The 15,755-nt window shown below is 59.3% G+C and carries 15 protein-coding genes and 4 pseudogenes; 15 read left to right on the forward strand and 4 right to left on the reverse strand.

Annotated features, from left to right (window positions below; all coding sequences use genetic code 11):
* Window positions 1–77: 77 nt before the first annotated feature.
* The 3 genes from VV867_RS02935 to VV867_RS02945 all read left to right on the forward strand — a co-directional run bounded on the left by VV867_RS02935 (window position 78) and on the right by VV867_RS02945 (window position 3,116).
* The gene (locus tag VV867_RS02935) at window positions 78–1,322 is read left to right on the forward strand and encodes a C69 family dipeptidase (RefSeq protein WP_275627704.1); all 1,245 of its coding nucleotides are present in this window, start codon (window positions 78–80) and stop codon (window positions 1,320–1,322) included.
* A 66-nt stretch (window positions 1,323–1,388) separates the two neighbouring features.
* Window positions 1,389–2,033 (forward strand): carbonate dehydratase, encoded by a 645-nt coding sequence (gene can / locus VV867_RS02940; protein WP_089391184.1) that lies wholly within the window; start codon window positions 1,389–1,391, stop codon window positions 2,031–2,033.
* Window positions 2,034–2,120: 87 nt separating this feature from the next.
* The gene (locus VV867_RS02945; protein WP_275627703.1) at window positions 2,121–3,116 is read left to right on the forward strand and encodes an isocitrate/isopropylmalate dehydrogenase family protein; all 996 of its coding nucleotides are present in this window, start codon (window positions 2,121–2,123) and stop codon (window positions 3,114–3,116) included.
* A 2-nt stretch (window positions 3,117–3,118) separates the two neighbouring features.
* Here VV867_RS02945 and VV867_RS02950 read toward each other — a convergent pair whose 3' ends face one another.
* Entirely contained in the window at window positions 3,119–3,313 is a 195-nt protein-coding gene (locus VV867_RS02950) for a hypothetical protein (protein ID WP_089391182.1), read from the reverse strand.
* A 603-nt stretch (window positions 3,314–3,916) separates the two neighbouring features.
* On the opposite strand from VV867_RS02950, the gene VV867_RS02955 reads away from it, so the two are divergent.
* The 7 genes and pseudogenes from VV867_RS02955 to VV867_RS02985 all read left to right on the forward strand — a co-directional run.
* Complete coding sequence (locus tag VV867_RS02955) at window positions 3,917–4,351, forward strand: type IV pilin protein (protein ID WP_275627702.1); 435 nt, start codon at window positions 3,917–3,919, stop codon at window positions 4,349–4,351.
* Window positions 4,348–4,818: a pilus assembly FimT family protein gene (locus tag VV867_RS02960; RefSeq protein ID WP_275627701.1), complete on the forward strand. Its 471-nt coding sequence runs from the start codon at window positions 4,348–4,350 to the stop codon at window positions 4,816–4,818. The genes VV867_RS02955 and VV867_RS02960 overlap by 4 nt, the downstream gene beginning before the upstream one ends.
* Window positions 4,784–5,194, forward strand: a complete 411-nt coding sequence (locus tag VV867_RS02965; RefSeq protein ID WP_275627700.1) for a type IV pilus modification PilV family protein — start codon at window positions 4,784–4,786, stop codon at window positions 5,192–5,194. Before VV867_RS02960 ends, VV867_RS02965 begins: the two co-directional genes overlap by 35 nt.
* Entirely contained in the window at window positions 5,191–5,847 is a 657-nt protein-coding gene (locus tag VV867_RS02970) for a PilW family protein (protein ID WP_275627699.1), read from the forward strand. The genes VV867_RS02965 and VV867_RS02970 overlap by 4 nt, the downstream gene beginning before the upstream one ends.
* A 15-nt stretch (window positions 5,848–5,862) precedes the next feature.
* On the forward strand, window positions 5,863–7,839 hold the full coding sequence (locus VV867_RS02975; protein ID WP_275627698.1) for a polymer-forming cytoskeletal protein: 1,977 nt from the start codon (window positions 5,863–5,865) through the stop codon (window positions 7,837–7,839).
* 545 nt (window positions 7,840–8,384) lie between these two features.
* Window positions 8,385–8,630 (forward strand): FitA-like ribbon-helix-helix domain-containing protein, encoded by a 246-nt coding sequence (locus VV867_RS02980; RefSeq protein WP_328565581.1) that lies wholly within the window; start codon window positions 8,385–8,387, stop codon window positions 8,628–8,630.
* Between the two features lie 160 nt (window positions 8,631–8,790).
* Window positions 8,791–8,961: pseudogene (locus tag VV867_RS02985) on the forward strand (HigA family addiction module antitoxin); the annotation flags it as partial.
* Window positions 8,962–9,508: 547 nt separating this feature from the next.
* Here the strand turns inward: VV867_RS02985 and drt3b are convergent.
* The 3 genes from drt3b to VV867_RS03000 all read right to left on the reverse strand — a co-directional run bounded on the left by drt3b (window position 9,509) and on the right by VV867_RS03000 (window position 13,107).
* A complete protein-coding gene (gene drt3b / locus VV867_RS02990; RefSeq protein ID WP_328565582.1) occupies window positions 9,509–11,494 on the reverse strand; it encodes an antiviral reverse transcriptase Drt3b in 1,986 nt (661 codons plus the stop codon).
* Window positions 11,487–12,710: an antiviral reverse transcriptase Drt3a gene (drt3a, locus tag VV867_RS02995; protein ID WP_328565583.1), complete on the reverse strand. Its 1,224-nt coding sequence runs from the start codon at window positions 12,708–12,710 to the stop codon at window positions 11,487–11,489. Before drt3a ends, drt3b begins: the two co-directional genes overlap by 8 nt.
* Window positions 12,711–12,771: 61 nt before the next feature.
* Window positions 12,772–13,107, reverse strand: coding sequence for a hypothetical protein (locus VV867_RS03000; protein ID WP_328565584.1), 336 nt, complete (start codon window positions 13,105–13,107; stop codon window positions 12,772–12,774).
* A gap of 435 nt (window positions 13,108–13,542) precedes the next feature.
* On the opposite strand from VV867_RS03000, the gene VV867_RS03005 reads away from it, so the two are divergent.
* From VV867_RS03005 to VV867_RS03025, 5 genes and pseudogenes are all read left to right on the forward strand, one after another.
* The gene (locus tag VV867_RS03005) at window positions 13,543–13,815 is read left to right on the forward strand and encodes a DNA-binding protein (protein WP_328565585.1); all 273 of its coding nucleotides are present in this window, start codon (window positions 13,543–13,545) and stop codon (window positions 13,813–13,815) included.
* A 17-nt stretch (window positions 13,816–13,832) separates the two neighbouring features.
* A pseudogene (gene pflM / locus VV867_RS03010) lies at window positions 13,833–13,940 on the forward strand (lysogeny maintenance protein PflM); the annotation flags it as partial.
* Window positions 13,941–14,118: 178 nt separating this feature from the next.
* Entirely contained in the window at window positions 14,119–14,241 is a 123-nt protein-coding gene (locus tag VV867_RS03015; protein WP_328565675.1) for a hypothetical protein, read from the forward strand.
* Between the two features lie 13 nt (window positions 14,242–14,254).
* Window positions 14,255–14,526: pseudogene (locus VV867_RS03020) on the forward strand (hypothetical protein); the annotation flags it as partial.
* A pseudogene (locus tag VV867_RS03025) lies at window positions 14,523–15,513 on the forward strand (phage integrase). The pseudogenes VV867_RS03020 and VV867_RS03025, both read left to right, overlap by 4 nt.
* Window positions 15,514–15,755: the final 242 nt, after the last annotated feature.

Here is a 15,755-nt window from a genome sequence, read left to right on the forward strand (position 1 = left end):
CGCTGCAGCGGCGGCGCCTGCCCGTCGTCATCCGCTTCCCGCCTCACATGCCGCCGGCGCGCGGCAGGAGGGCGTCCATGTGTGACACCCTCGTCCTGCGCGCCGACGGCTGCACCTGGTTCGCCAAGAACAGCGACCGCGAGCCCTCCGAGCCGCAGCGCCTGCTGCGCCTGCCGGCGGTGCACGGCGATACGGCCAGGCAGCTGCGCACCACCTACCTGGAGATCCCCCAGGTACCCGACCGCCATGCCGTCATCCTCAGCCAGCCCAGCTGGCTGTGGGGCGCGGAAATGGGCGTCAACGAACATGGCGTGGCCATCGGCAACGAAGCGGTCTTCACCCGCCTGGTGGACCAGGGCGGCGAGGCGCTGCTGGGCATGGACCTGGTACGCCTGGGCCTGGAGCGCGGCGCCAGCGCGCGCGAGGCCCTGGAGGTGATCACCGGCCTGCTGGAGCGCCACGGCCAGGGCGGGCCGGCGGGCTTTCGCAACAAGCGCCTGCGCTACGACAACAGCTTCGTCATCGCCGACGCCGGCGAGGCCTGGGTGCTGGAGACCGCCGGCCGCCTGTGGGCCGCCCGGCGGGTGCAGCGCTGGGCCATCTCCAACGCCCTGAGCATCGGCCACGAGTACGACCTGTGCAGCCACGACCTGCCGGCCCACGCGCGCCGCCTGGGTTGCTGGAACGGCCGCGGCGACTTCCACTTCGCCCGCGCCTTCGATGGCCGCCTGCTGCCTTGGGTGGCCGGGGCGCACCAGCGCCGGCGGCTGAACCAGGAGTTCCTCGCCAGCTGCCCGCGCGAGCCCGGCTGGGAGGCCCTGGTGGTGGCCCTGCGCAACCATGGCCGGCGCGACCACAACTTCACCCGCCACGACAACCGCCAGGTGTGCATGCACGCCGGCAGCTTCTGGCGCCCCTCGCAGACCACCGCCAGCCTCATCGCCCGCCTGGGCCCGGACGGTCCGCGCCTGGCCGCCACCGGCACCTCGGCGCCGTGCCTGTCGCTGTTCCAGCCACTGGGCTTCGAGGCGGCCGCCGGCGCCAGCCTGCTCAGCAAGGTCGACGATCCGCTGGAGCAGGCGCTGTGGTGCCGCTTCGAGGCGGTGCATCGGCGCGCCCTGGTGGACCCCGAGTTCGCCGCGGCCCTGCGCGCCGGGCACGCCTGGCTCGAGGCCGAGCAGCTCGCTGCGCTGGACCGCCGCAACCCCGACTGGGCGCGCCTGGCCGCCGAGGCGGAGGCCTGGCACGCTGCCTGGCAGCAGCTGGCCGGGCAACTGGAGCCGCGCCTGCCGCGCTGGTGGCGGCAGCACGCCACGCCCTGAGCGGTAGCGCTTGTCAAAGGCCGCCGGCGTTACGTAAGGTGCGCCAGCCGAAGAGGAGGAGCCACCATGAGCGACCTGGAACAGCTGTTCGAGAACAATGCCCGCTGGGCCGAGGCGATCAACCGAGAAGACCCGGATTTCTTCGCCAAACTGGCGCGCCAGCAGGCCCCCGAGTACCTGTGGATCGGTTGCTCCGATGCCCGGGTGCCGGCCAACGAGATCGTCGGCATGCTGCCCGGCGACCTGTTCGTCCACCGCAACGTCGCCAACGTGGTGCTGCACACCGACCTCAACTGCCTGTCGGTGATCCAGTACGCGGTGGACGTGCTCAAGGTGAAGCACATCCTGGTCACCGGCCACTACGGCTGCGGCGGCGTGCGCGCCTCGCTGCAGGACCAGCAGTTCGGCCTGATCGACGGCTGGTTGCGGACCATCCGCGACCTCGCCTACGAGTACCGCGAGCACCTGGCGCAGTTCGCCACCGAGGAAGAGCGCGTCGACCGCCTGTGCGAGCTGAACGTCATCCAGCAGGTGGCCAACGTCAGCCACACCAACATCGTGCAGAACGCCTGGCACCGCGGCCAGCCGCTGTCGGTGCACGGCTGCATCTACGGCATCAAGGACGGCCGCTGGAAGAACCTCAACGTCACCGTCAGTGGCCTGGACCAACTGCCGCCGCAGTACCGCCTGCGCCCCATCGGCCAGCTCTGAGCCGTCCCTGCCGGTCGTCCGGCCTGCCTCGCCGGGCGGGCCGGCTGGCCCGAAGATAGTGGGTAGGTTGTCCACGACGAGACGAGCATGCGTGAACTCTGCGTGATCCCCGGCGACGGCATCGGCCGCGAGGTGCTGCCGGCGGCCGTGGCCGTGCTGCAGAAGCTGCTGCCCGGGCTGCGCCTGCGCGAGGCCGAGGCGGGCTGGGACTGCTTCCAGCGCCATGGCACCTCGGTGCCGGAAGCCACCCTGGAGGCCCTGCGGGCATGCGGGGCCGGGCTGTTCGGCGCGGTGTCCTCGCCCAGCCACAAGGTGGAAGGCTACCGCAGCGCCATCCTGCGCCTGCGCCAGGAACTGGGCCTGTACCTCAACCTGCGCCCGGTGCGCACCTGGCCGGTGGTGTCGCCCCGCGCCGGCGTCGACCTGCTGGTCCTGCGCGAGAACAGCGAAGGCCTGTACAGCGGCCGCGAGCACTGGGAGGCCGACGGCGTGGCCATCGCCGAGCGGGTGATCAGCCGCGCCGCCTGCGCCCGCCTGGCCCAGGCCGCCTCGCGCATCGCCCGGCAGCGCCAGGCGCGGCGCATCACCCTGGTGCACAAGGCCAACGTATTGCCGCTGACCTGCGGCCTGTTCCGCGACACCTGCCGCGACCTGCTGGTGACCGAAGGCTGGGGCGACGTGCTCGACGAGCGCCTGGTGGACGTGGCCGCCCTGCAACTGGTGGAGCGCCCGGAAGCCTTCGACCTGATCGTCACCAGCAACCTGTTCGGCGACATCCTCTCCGACCTCGCCAGCCACTGGGGCGGCGGCCTGGCCCTGGCGCCCTCGCTGAACCTGGGCGAGCGGCTGGCCCTGGCCGAGCCGGTCCACGGCAGCGCCCCCGACATCGCCGGCAGCGGCCGCGCCAACCCGCTGGCGGCCATCCTGAGTGCCTCCATGCTGTTGCGTTTCCACTGGCACGACGAAGCCGGCGCCGCGCGCATCGAGCGCGCGGTAGAAGGCTTCCTGCGCGACGAAGGCCATCTCGACCATGGCCTGGAAACCACCCGCGTGGTGGGCGAGGGCGTGCTGCAGCGGCTCTAGGGCTACCCCTGCTCGGGATGGGCGGCCAGCCAGGTCGCGCTGCCGCTGCCCACGGCCAGCAGCGGCAGCACCGCGAGCATCGCGCGCAGGCCACCGCCCATGGGCAGCGCCTGGACGAACAAGGTCCATTCCCGGGCCGCCAGCCCCAGGAACAGGGAAAGACAAACCACAACCAGTGTGCGGACGAGGTAACGCATGGCGACGTCCTGAACGAGCGGGAAAAAGAGACCATTGCCCGCTCGGAGCGGGGGCGGGCAATGGCCATGCGGGAGTGCAGGAAATGGAAGAACCTGCCGGGACAAAGGTAGCGTCCGGGGTTGCCGTTAGCTAGCTAACGAGCGTGCGAAGGAGTTTTTCCCTGGGTGAAACAATCGTTACTTTTCAGGAAGTCTTATTCTCGAAAGTTTGTAGGAAATATATGGGGAAGTTGGTAAGCGTGATTTCTGCCTGGTGAGTTCGGTGCGATATCCAAGTCGCCCGGTAATTTACGGTTTTTAGATTGTACTTTTCATCCGGCTGATGCTTTTTCGAGATCCCATGGATATACGCCGCGTCGATTCGGGGCGCCCGTATTACGGAAGATTCCTAAGAAATATAACGTTTTGAGAAGCAAGCTGGACTTTTTGATTGACGGGGTTTGCAGAGCGAGTGCGGACTTATTCCGTTCGGCCGCTTAAATGTGAGTCCTTCCGTTGTTTTGCTTTCTCCCGGTGGCTTTTCCCCGCTCCGTGACTTTAAGTGGAAAAAGACGCGCAATGCCGCGCGGAACCGTTTCCCACTCCTCCAGAGCAAGTCCAGACATGCGTCATCGTCCACTCGATTGTCGACAGCGCGGTTTTTCGCTGATCGAGCTGCTCGTCGCCGTTGCGGTCGTCGGCATCCTCTCCGCCATCGCATTCCCGGCGTACGACCACTACATCAACAAGTCGCGGATCCGCTCCGCGCAGGTGGACCTCGTCGCCCTGAGCATGGTCATCGAGGCCGGCTACCAGCGCGCGATGGCCTTTCCCGAGGGCGAGTTCAAGGGCACCTCCGCGGTCATGCGGCAGTTCGACAGCTGGCGCCCGTCCGAGCGGGCCTTCAGCTATTCGGTGAGCTCGCTGCCCGGCGGCTACCGGGCCAAGGCCAGGGGCGCCGGGCTCAGCGGCTCGGCGAGGGACTGCAACATGAGCATCGACGAAAAGGGCGTGCGCCGGGGCGATTGCCCCCATGGCGGCGGCAGGGACTGGAAATGAACCCGAAGCACGCCGGCTTCACGCTGATCGAGATGATGGTGGTGGTGGCGCTGATCGGGCTGCTGGCGATGCTCGCGTCCCCCTTCACCACGGCCTGGGTCGAGCACGCCAGGCTGAACACCGCCGAAGGCATCTGGCGCGAGGCCTATGGCCGGGCCAAGGCCGCCGCCCTGCGCAACCCGCACGGCATCGGCAGGGACCGGGCGGCCAGCTTCGTCTGCCTGGGCAAGGGCCAACTGACCGTGCGCTCGGCCAGGGACGCCGACACCCCCGCCAGCTGTACCTCGCCAGTGCTCTGGCAGGCCAGCCTGCCCGAGAAGCTGACCACGCGCCCCAAGGCCGGGAGCGCCCCCGTGGTCTGCATGTCCTTCAACAACCGCGGGAGCTCCAGCACGGAGGCCACCTGCGCCGGCAACGAGCTCGAACTTGTCTATGGACGCTCCAGTCTTTCCATCTCCCTCCACTGAGGCCCGCGGCCAGCAGGGCTACGTGCTGCTGGATGCCCTGATCGGCGTGGTGCTGATGTCGATCCTCTGCCTGGGGCTGGCGCTGGGCATGGCCATGACCCTGGCCAACCAGCGCAACGGCAACCTGCAGGCCCTGGCGGTGGCGCAGATGCGCGACCTGCTGCAGCGCAATGGCCAGGAAGGCGTCGACCTGTGCGCTCGCGAAGGGGCCGTCATCCAACTGCCCGGCTCCGCCCGGCCGATCCCGCTGACGGTGAGCGGGTGTGCCGCGACCACCGTGCAGGTGGCCGGCACCACCCTCGGGAAGATCAGCCCGCCGCTGCTGCTCAAGGTGTCCCTGGACGGCGGCGAAATCAGCGTGGGAGGCGGGGCATGAGCGGCCGGCAAGGGGGCATGAGCCTGGTCGGCCTGATGGTGGGCCTGCTGATCTCGGTGCTGGTGATGCTGGTGCTGATGACCAGCCTGAGGACTTTCTCGTCCATCGGCACCCAGGCCAGGCGCGAGGCCAACCAGGACGGCGAGCTGGCCACGGCCCTGGCCTCGCTGCAGATGGACATCCAGGGGGCGGGCTACGGCATGGCGGCGGCCCCGGGCGAGGCCCTGGCCGTGGCGCGGCTCGCCCTGGACGGCCAGGCGGAGCCCCGGGAGGCCTTGCTCTGGCGCTTCCGGGACGGCGCGCGGCCCACCTGCGGCGGCCTCGTCGAGCGGGCGGGGCGCGATGCGGAAAGCGGCCAGCCCCTGCGCATCCTCTCGCGCCTGCGGGCGCCCGACTGCTCGCTGGGTACCGGCCTGGCGAGCCTCGCCTGGGCGCCGGCCGAGGACCTGCTGCTGTTCCGCAACCGCAACGAAAGCCAGTTGCGCATCGAACTGGCGGAGGAGGTGTGCTCGCCGTTCGGCGCGATAGGCGAGGCCCGGAGGCACCCCACGGTCACCCTCTCCGCGCCCAGCTCGACGCAGCAGGCCGGGGCCGACGTGCCTCCGGTCAGCTATCGCATCTGCCTCCTCAACCTTCCTGTATCCGACGCCTGACGGGGATCGTCCATCATGAATGCACCCTCTCGCCAACGCGGCGCGGCAACCATCCTCACCGTCCTGGTCAGCGCCCTGGCGCTGGGCGTCATCGCCCTGTCGCTGATCTTCAGCGTGCGCGGCAACCAGGACCGGCAAGTGGCGGCACAGGCCGCCAGCCAGTCCCAGGCCGGCGCCTGGAGCGGCGTGGAGGTCTTCCGCCGGTACTTCCTGAAGCTGGCGGAGGAGGATTCGCAATTGCCCGAGGACGAATCCCGGCTGGCCCGACTGGCCGTGGGCGACGAGCGGGAGGCCAGCCTGGGAAGCAATGCGCTGACGCTGAAGATCATCGACGTCGAGCCGCCCGGGGAGGCGGAGGAGGACAGGGCGTACAGCATCACCGCCGACCTGCGCAACCGGCATGCGGTGGCGCAGGCGGCGACGTTGCTGCGGGTCGTCTACCAGGTGACGCCCGGCAGCGCCCCCGGCCCGGAGAACGGCGGCGTCATCGACATCCACGGCGACCTCAACGCCTCCGGCGACATCGACATCCAGGGCGAGGAAAACGCCAAGCTCAACGTCGATGGCTCGGCGACCCTCAAGGGCTCGGTCAACGGCGTGGAGGCGCTGCGCGCGACCAAGGACATCACCCTCGAAGGCAACGCCAGCGTCGGCGAGGCCTACGCCAACGGCACCCTGACGCTGAAAGGCTCGGCCTCCGTGCTCAAGGGCTCGGCGCTGGGCGGCATCGCCATGCAGAGCGGGGCGCAGAGCGGAGAACTGAACACCAACGGCAACCTGCTCATCGACAACGGCCGCGTGGAGACCGGCAACGCCCTGGGCGAGATCCGCGCCGGCGGCTCCGGCTACGGCAGCCTGATCGCCGGCAGGACGCTCACCCTGCGCAACGGCATGGCCGAAACGGCCAATGCGGTGGGGAACATCGCCATCAACGCCTGGCTCAACGTGCGGACCATCAACAGCCGGGCGACCATCACTTGCCCGGCGGCAGGCTGGACCACGTTCGACAGCATCAGGGCGCTGGCCGTCAGCAACTGCCCGGCCATCGACAAGGTCCAGGCGCCGGCGGAAGTCAGCTTCGAACTGATGGCCAAGCTCGAACCCTACGTCATGCCGCAGAAACCGACGGTGGACGCCTACACCCTCAAGGCGGGGGCCAACTACGTCTTCGAATTCGCGGCGGGGCAACGCCGGGTGACCGTGCGCAACGTCAACGGCCTCGCCGATGGCGAGTACTTCCTGGGCAACTACTCCCACGACGGCAGGGGCTGGAGGGACTTCCTCTGCCTACAGGTCGACACCAGCGCCAACTGCCTCGACCCGGCCCCGGCCGATCGCCGGCAGGCCCGGACGATCTGCCAGGGCCACGCGAGCGAGCAGGGCTGCCTGTCCTACGACAGTCGGAACAGGAAGTGGACCCTGGCGGGCAAGAGCCTGGCGCCCGGCGTCCTGTGGTTCGAAGGGGACCTGCACATCTCCAACGGCAACTACCACAACAGCTTCCTGTCGACCCGCTCGATCAGTACCGGCGGCCAGGTGGTCGTTTCGGCGGTCAACTACAGCGACTTCAAGTTCATCTGCAGCATCCAGTACCCCCACATCGACTTCACGGGGCTCTACCCCAGCAACCTGTGCGACATGGCGAAGGACAAGCTGAAGAGCAACTCCATCGGCAACATAGGACTGCTGGCCGGCGGCGTGGTCGACGGCCAGCTCCAGGGCGGCGACATCACCCTCGGCAGCCAGAGCGAAATCAACGGCAGCGTCATCGCCGGCAACCGCCTGTCCGCCACGGGCGACAGCAAGATCCGCGGCTACATCACCGCCGCCGGCTGGGGAGAGGGCAGCAGCGACTTCCTGAACGACCTCGAACTCGACCTGGCGAACCTCCCGCCGGACTACAGGCCGGAGGATATTCCGGGCATGGGCTCGTGCTTGTCCAACTGCGACGTGAAGGCCAGTGCCAGGGCGAAGTGGGTGAGGTACCTGTGAGGGGAAGACGATATCCGCATAGGGAGCAAAGACAGATGCGGCTTATGGACAGGCTCGATGACTTCAACAGCCTGGTGGAAACCTTCCACTTGCTGAGGTCCCCGGCTAACGCCGCTCACCTGGCACGCTCGCTGGCTCAGATGGAGGCAGGCAAGCCGAATCGTCGTAAAAGGACGCGTAAGGGGGATAAGGGGAGTAGATGACATCAACCGCCTGGTCATCGGCGGACGGGGAGGTGGAGGCTCCAGGTCGACGGTTCACGTCCTACGGCACACCTTCGCCAGGCATTACAGGATGCAAGGAAGGGGCACCCTAATCTTGCAGAGCATTCCGGGACGCTCCTCGAACATCATGAGCATGTCACCTGAGCACTTGGAGCCCTTCATGCCTCTATCTACGTTAATGCAGTCGATCGAGATATCCGACGTTACTGAAACGGCTGACGACGATGTCGAGTTGTGCCTGATCGTGGGGCAGCGTCGCGAAGAGCCTTCCAGGGATGTTTCGTTGGATGAGCTTTGATCCCGATCGCATTGGAGGTTCCTATGGTCAACGTCACCATCAGAAACCTGGAAGCAGACCTCGAGGCCAAACTTCGTGTGGTTGCTGCTAGCCATGGTCGTTCGATGGAGGAGGAGATTCTGGTGATCCTGGCTCAGGCGCTCTCCGGGAGTGAAAAGCGGGGAGGCTTGGGTAGTCGGATTCACGCACGCTTTGCATCCATAAGTGAACTGAACATCGAGCCTCCTGTTAATAAGAGCAAGGCCCGTGCGGCGGACTTCGACGAATGATCCTGCTCGATACCTGTGTTCTTTCAGTATTGAGACGGGCTGAGCTGGAATCGGCCGTTATGCTCTGGATCGATGCGCAGCCAGCGCTCGATCCCTGGAAGAAATAGCCCGCATCGCTAACTCAGTCAGGCCATTAGTGGGCTACCACGAGGGGGAGATCATGAAAACCAACGGAATGCGCCCCGTCCATCCAGGGGAAGTCCTCCGTGAAGAGTTCCTGCTGGAGCTGGGGATAACTCCGACGACCTTGGCTCGAGCCCTCAACGTATCGGTTCCGACCGTCAACGACATCATTCGCGAGCGTCGAGATGTCTCCGCGGATATCTGGCTGAGTGGGTTGTCGTTAACAACGTGATTGACGGTGGATCTGTCTGCCGGAACCAAGGCTGGGGTTCTGTTGAGTATCGAGAGCGCCGAAAGGGAGCGAAGGTGCACTTTCGGGAGCAATGTCGAGCTTGGGCTGCTCGCGCTGGTAAAGATCGATCAGATTGGAGCTATCAAATGAAGGAGCGGTACTGTACGGCAGAAAGTTCGTTTAGCCCGATGGGGTAGGGCATAGTCGAATTGTATATCGAGAGCATCTATGAATGAGCTGTGCTGTTGCTTCCTAAATACAGGACACAAGGCAGAGGATAAGAATATCTAAAAGGTACGCCGCCTGTAGCGCTCGATCAATCGAGGGGCCCCGAAGGGGGGAAGCACGGCTCATCGTGTGTCCCAGCACCAACGCAAACTTCAAAGGCAATAAAACACCAACTCGGTTCGCGTATACGGTGCAGGGTGCGACTAATAATCGATGGACTGGTTTTCGTCGTATTCGCTGGTATTCCAGCTCTAGCCTGGGTCAATTGACCTGCTTCCCGTGCGAATTATATCTATCAGTAGGCCGAGCGCAACTCTTTTTTCCTGAGCTGTGTTGCGAGATCTCCTTGGAGCTCCCAGTCGAAGAACCAGTTTCGGCTAGAAGTTAGCTCTAAAAGCTTGCTGGATCTGGCGGTTATGTCCTTGTCAGTTATCTTTCGCAGAACTGTTTTGCACAATTTTGTTTTGTCTAGGGTGGAGATATACGGACAGGACATTGTGTCTAGAAAAATACAGCAGAGTTCCGAGCTTTCCTGCCAGTCATTAGGGGTAAATCTGCTTTGTATTTCCTCAATGGCGCAGGTGATTATGTTGGTGTGTCTGGAAATTCCCCCAATGTAAGCAATTAGCAACATTATCTCGAAGTAATCTGGTGTTCCGTTGAATTCTATTTTTCCAGTTTCTCCCTGTTTTAGATCGAAGAGGAAATGTATAAAATCGTCATCTAATATATGTCTTTCACCCAGCCAGCGTAGGGCAATTAATAGGTTGAGTACCTCGATTTTATGATGAGGATTCTCTCTAACTGCCCGGATCATTGTCGCTCTGGCTTCGTGAATTATTTTCTGCGTAAGCTGGTCGCGAACATCTTGATGGCAGTGCCTGGCGATGTTTGATACTAAAAGAATTATTTCTGAGAGCTGATAGGTTTGCCGAACTCTTGGGGTCATTGAATAGTAGAAAAACACTATATCTAGTATTACTGATAAGAAAGAGTATAGATTTTGCTCGGCGTTGCCGTCAGTGGCTTGGTATCTTTTTTGCGGAAGGCTTTGTAAAAGTTTTTTTATTAATCCAAATAGATAGTTTGCAGAGGTATCATAAGATCCGTTCTCGCCGATTGCACGCTTAATGGCTGCAATCACCTGCTGAGATGTGGTGAATGTGTTTTGTATGGGTTTTATCTCTGTCTTTATGCTTGTGATTTTCTTGTTTTCGTCGCGCTCTATATGCTGAATTCTATACTTATTAAAAAGTTCTGATATGCTGCTTGAGATGTTGTGTTTTGCTATCGTTGTGCTTGTGATATATGGTCGGGTATGAAGTGTTGTTTTTGCTGGGTTTATGCCTAGTTTGAATTCGGATAGTGAATTTGAAATAAGTGATTTTATGAGGTCTGTTGTTGCTTCGCTGTTTGAGTAAATAAAGTAGTCATCAACATAGCGCCGAACCGCATAGTCTTCGTCGTGCTCAAGGCCACGTTCTTTTGCAGCTTTTTTGACCTCAAGATCGGTTCTTTGTAGGATTATTTCAGCGAATATTCTAGATACTTCTGGTCCAATAATTATTCCCGCAGTCTCGCCGTGATTTGAGTTCTGCATAAGTTTGTCAAAATTGTTTTCGAAGTTTGCCTTTGTCTTGTGGCTTTTTGCATAAGCCTTGTCTTTAACTGCCCAGGCGATGGTGTGGGTATAAATTCTGTTAAAGCAGTCTGAAATGTCTATTTGGCAGAGGATTTTGAACTTCTTCTCCAGTTTTATAAATTCATGTGACTCGTAAAAGTGGTACATGAACGGGTATTTTTTATAAGTAAAGTATGAGGTTGCGGTAGCTGCTTCCGCTTGGAAACCATCGTGATCTAGCTCGACATGGTCAGCTTTGGCTGAATCTGGCTTTTCTACTCTGGCACGCTCGTAGTAGTAGTTTGCTATTCTCGAAGGCGCTCTTAATGTAAAAGGGCTCCGCTGACAAAGTGCAACTAAAATGTGCTCGTACTTAGTGTAAAATCGCCCAACTGCCAATTGTTGTGCAGGATGCATAACAGCTAGGCCGCGAGACTCATAAGAGCTCTTCTTTATCTTGTATTTGTAGGGGATAGTAACGTCTTGCTCAAAAATTTTTAGGAGCTTTCCAATTTCCGCTGTTATTCCTCGCTTGGCTGCTATGTATAATCCCTCATTAGAGAATAGTAAAGGGACCTCATATGGAAGCGTCTCCGTCAGCATGGCACGGTGCTGATCGTTTTTTCTTACTCTTATCTTTTGTTTTGCTGATTTATGCATGAGGCCAGACGCTCTTTATTATACGCAGCTCATTGGGTGTGAAAGGGCGGACAATCTTCTTCTTGAAGCCAGAAACTAGGGATATCCGGCATAACTCTCGTCGCTTGTCCTTTGTTAAAAGAGGGGCGAGTCTTTTTCCCAATGATCCAGTTTTTGAGAAAACAGCCTTGTTTATATACGCATCAATCTCTTTTAGGTCTTTTAGTCGGTTGTCATCGATTAGCTGGTTGTTGAAGAATACTCCAGCATATAGGTTTCCAGAACTTTGTTTTTCTTTGATTTTGTAGTTGCTGGCTAAAAAGGTTAGTCTGCTTTTTAGTAATCGATAGTTTTTTGTGTTGCAGAAATCAAAAAGCGCAAGAGTTACACGGCTCTTCAGTCTTTTTATCTTTCTCTGGGATATGCCGACTAATAGCTCGGCGGACTTGTTTTGCCCTTTGTTGATGAATGAGAACTCATATCCTAAGTAAGTAATAAAGTTTTCATTCTGCTTTGTTTTGGCCGGACCTTTGCCTGGGTGAAAGAGTAGTCGATTTTTTTCTTCGTTAAAGGATAGGCCGGGAGGAAGCTGTAAGGACTTTATTTGCTCGGATGGGTCTTTGAAGAAAAGCAGAATTATGTCATCTACGTATCTGGCATAATAGTAGCAGCCATCAAGCGACTTACATTGATTGTCGAAGTCTCGTAAATATATGTCTGCTAAGGTTGAGCTAATTGCTACACCTCTAGGAAGACCCTTTAGTCCCGATATGTCTGGGTGGCAGAAAAACTGACGTAGGAATTGCTTTGTCTCGAACGAGATTCTGTAGTCGTCGTTGATCTTCTTTATGAGTAAACTTCTATCTACTGACTCAAAGAATTTGCTGATGTCTAATTTTTGGACCCAAAACTCACCCTCCTCTTGAAGTAGCGTCTTGATTTGAGGTACAACGCGATTCCTGTCGGTGAGAGAAACTGAAAGAATTCGTTTGATATTGTTATCGAGCTTTCTGAGCACCAAGTCGTCGGTAAGGCAGCGTGGGCAATATACATCGCCGTGGGGCATTTTGTATTTTTGGAAAGGTTGGAAGTTGTACCCTGGGGCTCGGCATGTTGTTTCCGCATCTTCCATGGATTGCTTAACTTCGTCTTTTGATTTTCCGATTGTGTATACGGCGAAGTCTTGTTTTGTGATTAATCTGAGAAAGCTTCTGGATGAGAAGTTCTGATTGATCATTGTGACTTTCTCTAAGGTGGATTCTTGCTCTTGGCAGTTTAAGTTAATTAAAGTTGGAAGTTTACCAAGTTTTGAGTCGAAGTCCTTCCGTGCACTCTTTCACGTCGTCATCAATGACATTGCCAGGCTTTATGCAATCCTTCATGGACTTTCTTACGCCTCTATTGGCCTCTCTTTCGTGCTTATCTTGCATCTTAAGGTTTGCACGTGCGCCTTCACCTAAAAATCCGTCAGTACCCGCCAAAAACTCAGTGGTAATCCGGTTGATCCCCGAGCCAATAGATCGAGCAACCGGAGCGGTTGCTTCAGCTGCTTGAGTTGCTAATGGTTTAGGATCTTCTGCATAAGCGCTACTGCATAGCGCCAGAAGAGAGATGATATATGAACCTTTCTTCATTCCCTGCCTCCTGTCCGTGGAGTGAACCAGCGTTCTGCTGCTCTCCTTATGATCGCTATCCTGCGTGGGGAGTGATCAAGTTTCTATTGGCTTCATCATACTCTGGGCTGGTTTGGCCAATTTCTGGGGCTACCTCACCACTAACCATCCACCAGCGGTACTGCGGATACAAGCCTCCTAATGCATCTATTTCTTCCGTACTGATGCGTACATCCTTGTTATAGAGCACGGTCCGCCACCTATTCGAGCCGATGGGGGTCTCCCGGACCAGCCTATCCATGCCAGCCATAGACGCGATCCTTCTAACGCGATCGTTTATAGTACTCATTTTGTATAAATAATTTGAATTGGTCGAGGTCTTTCTCCAGGATCCATTCAAATAGTTTGACTCAAGCATTTTGATTTCACTGTTTGAATCGATTATAGGGTAAACCCATGGAAGAGTCTGGAATAGTGGGGTTCACCGTCACGGGTGCGATGGAAAAGGTCACGGACTTTCGTACCGCTCCGTTCTGCTCCCAGGCGGTATTCGCTCAGATGCTGGGCATGGAAGAAATCACGGAAGACGTGGTGCGCGGTTGGGTCGAAACCAAGACCATCCCTATGGCCAAGATTGGCCGCCGCCGCGTCATCAACCTTCACAAAATCCGTCGCGACCTCGACCGGGGTAAGTCGATCTTCTGCCAAGGGGATTACGACGATGAGTAACCGGGGAGGGCTGCGCCGTGATTCCGCTCAACCACTATTTGCATCAGCCGCATGCTCCGGATTGCGACTGCTCTGTCTGCTGGTCCCGTCGCGAACTGGCGAAGCCCGCAGTCTACCAATCCACCGCCACCGGAAAGACCCAGGACGCCAAGGCCGGCAAGAGCCTCTTCCGGTCGCCTAAGTTGGTTCTTCTACTGGCACTGCTGGCCGCTTGTATTAGCTTTGTCTGGTACATGGGCCCTCTGCGCACGATTGGCAGTGAGACTGCTCCAGCACCTGCCGAGCTTGCTGCTGAGCCTCCTCATGCCGCTGCTACGAGCGCTACGCAAAGCCCTGCTGTGGGTCTGCCAGCGCGTCCTGCTGCGACTGGGCTTCTTCCTGCTGGCCTTGTACCTGACGGGCCAGTTGGTGCGCCTGTTGACCTGAGCGCGCATCCCTTCCGCTCATCGAACGCACCGAGTATCGCCGCTACTACAAGACCGCTCAGGGCTTCTCCGGCAAGAACTGCGAAATGTTCCTGGGCCAGTTCGCGAGCCTGATCGCACGGGAGCGCATCCCGCCAAAAAAGCGCTTGAGGTCGGGAGAACGCTCCCCTTCTGGTATGTGATCGAAGGCCACTATGCCGCCAAGGGCTACAGCACTCGCGACCTCGAAAAACACGTCATCGGACTGATCAACGATCGCTACATCAGGCGGGGCTACGCGATATGACCGCGCGCAAGGATAGGAAGACGTGGACGGCTGACTTCTACGAGAACGGTCGCTCTGGTCGCAGGATCCGCAAGAAGGGCTTCGCCACCCATTCGCTACGAACAGGACTTCTTCACTGTCCTGGGCGAAACAGGCCGCCCGCTGGATGATCGCCTCTCCGATCTGGTGAAGGTCTGGTACGACCTCCACGGCTGCACCCTGAAGGATGGAAAACAGCGCCTGGCTCGCTGCCAAGCATTGGCTGAGCGCCTTGGAGATCCGCAGGCCTTCGAGTTCGATTCACTCGCGTGGGCGCGCTATCGGCAGCGTCGTCTGACCGAGGTGAAACCGGAGACGGTCAACTATGAACAGCGTTACCTGTCGGCCATCTTCTCCGAGCTGATCCGCCTCGGTTCGTGGCATAAGGCAAACCCGCTGGCCAACGTTCGGCAGATCAAGACCGATCAGGTCGAACTGACCTTCCTCACCCTGGATCAGGTCGCCCAGCTCCTCGAGGAGTGCAAGGTCAGCACGAACAACCACGCGTACCCGGTCGCTCTCCTGTGCCTTGCTACAGGCGCCTGCTGGGAAGAGGCCGAGAGCATCGCCCGCGGGGCCGTGCATGGGGGAAAGGTCCACTATCACCGGACGAAGAACCGCCAGAGCCGCTCAGTGCCGATCCCGGCCGAGCTGGAGCAACTGATGTTCAAGGTGGGTATGCCTGGATCCGGCCGCCTGTTCATGTCCTGCCGCGCCGCCTTCCGTTGCGCCTATGAGCTCTGTGGATTCGAGACGCCGGGCCAACTGACCCACATCCTCCGCCACACCTTCGCCAGCCATTACATGATGGGAGGAGGGGACATCCTCACGCTGCAGCGAATCCTGGGGCACTCGTCGATCACGATGACGATGCGGTACGCGCATCTGTCGCCGGAGCATTTGGAGTCAGCGATGCGCTTGTCGCCGTTAGCCCAGTGCCAAGACAGCAACTATCGCGTTCTGGACTAAATAGTGGCAAAACAGTAGCTTCTGGCCTGCTTGAGAGGGTGACCTTTATGGCGAAATGGTATCGATGGAGTGATATTTGGAGGTGGATTTAGATGTCGATTTTTAATGAGGGTGTTGCTGCGCACGAAGCTAAAGAACTTGAAAAGGTTCAAGCTGAGCAACGGCAACGTGATGAGGAAGCTGCCAAGCAGCAAGCGCATGTGGAAGGGTTTCGACAGGCCACGCAATCGATCGTAAGGCCG

It is taken from the genome of Pseudomonas sp. JH-2, from assembly GCF_036231725.1.
In the GTDB taxonomy this organism is placed as follows: domain Bacteria; phylum Pseudomonadota; class Gammaproteobacteria; order Pseudomonadales; family Pseudomonadaceae; genus Pseudomonas; species Pseudomonas delhiensis.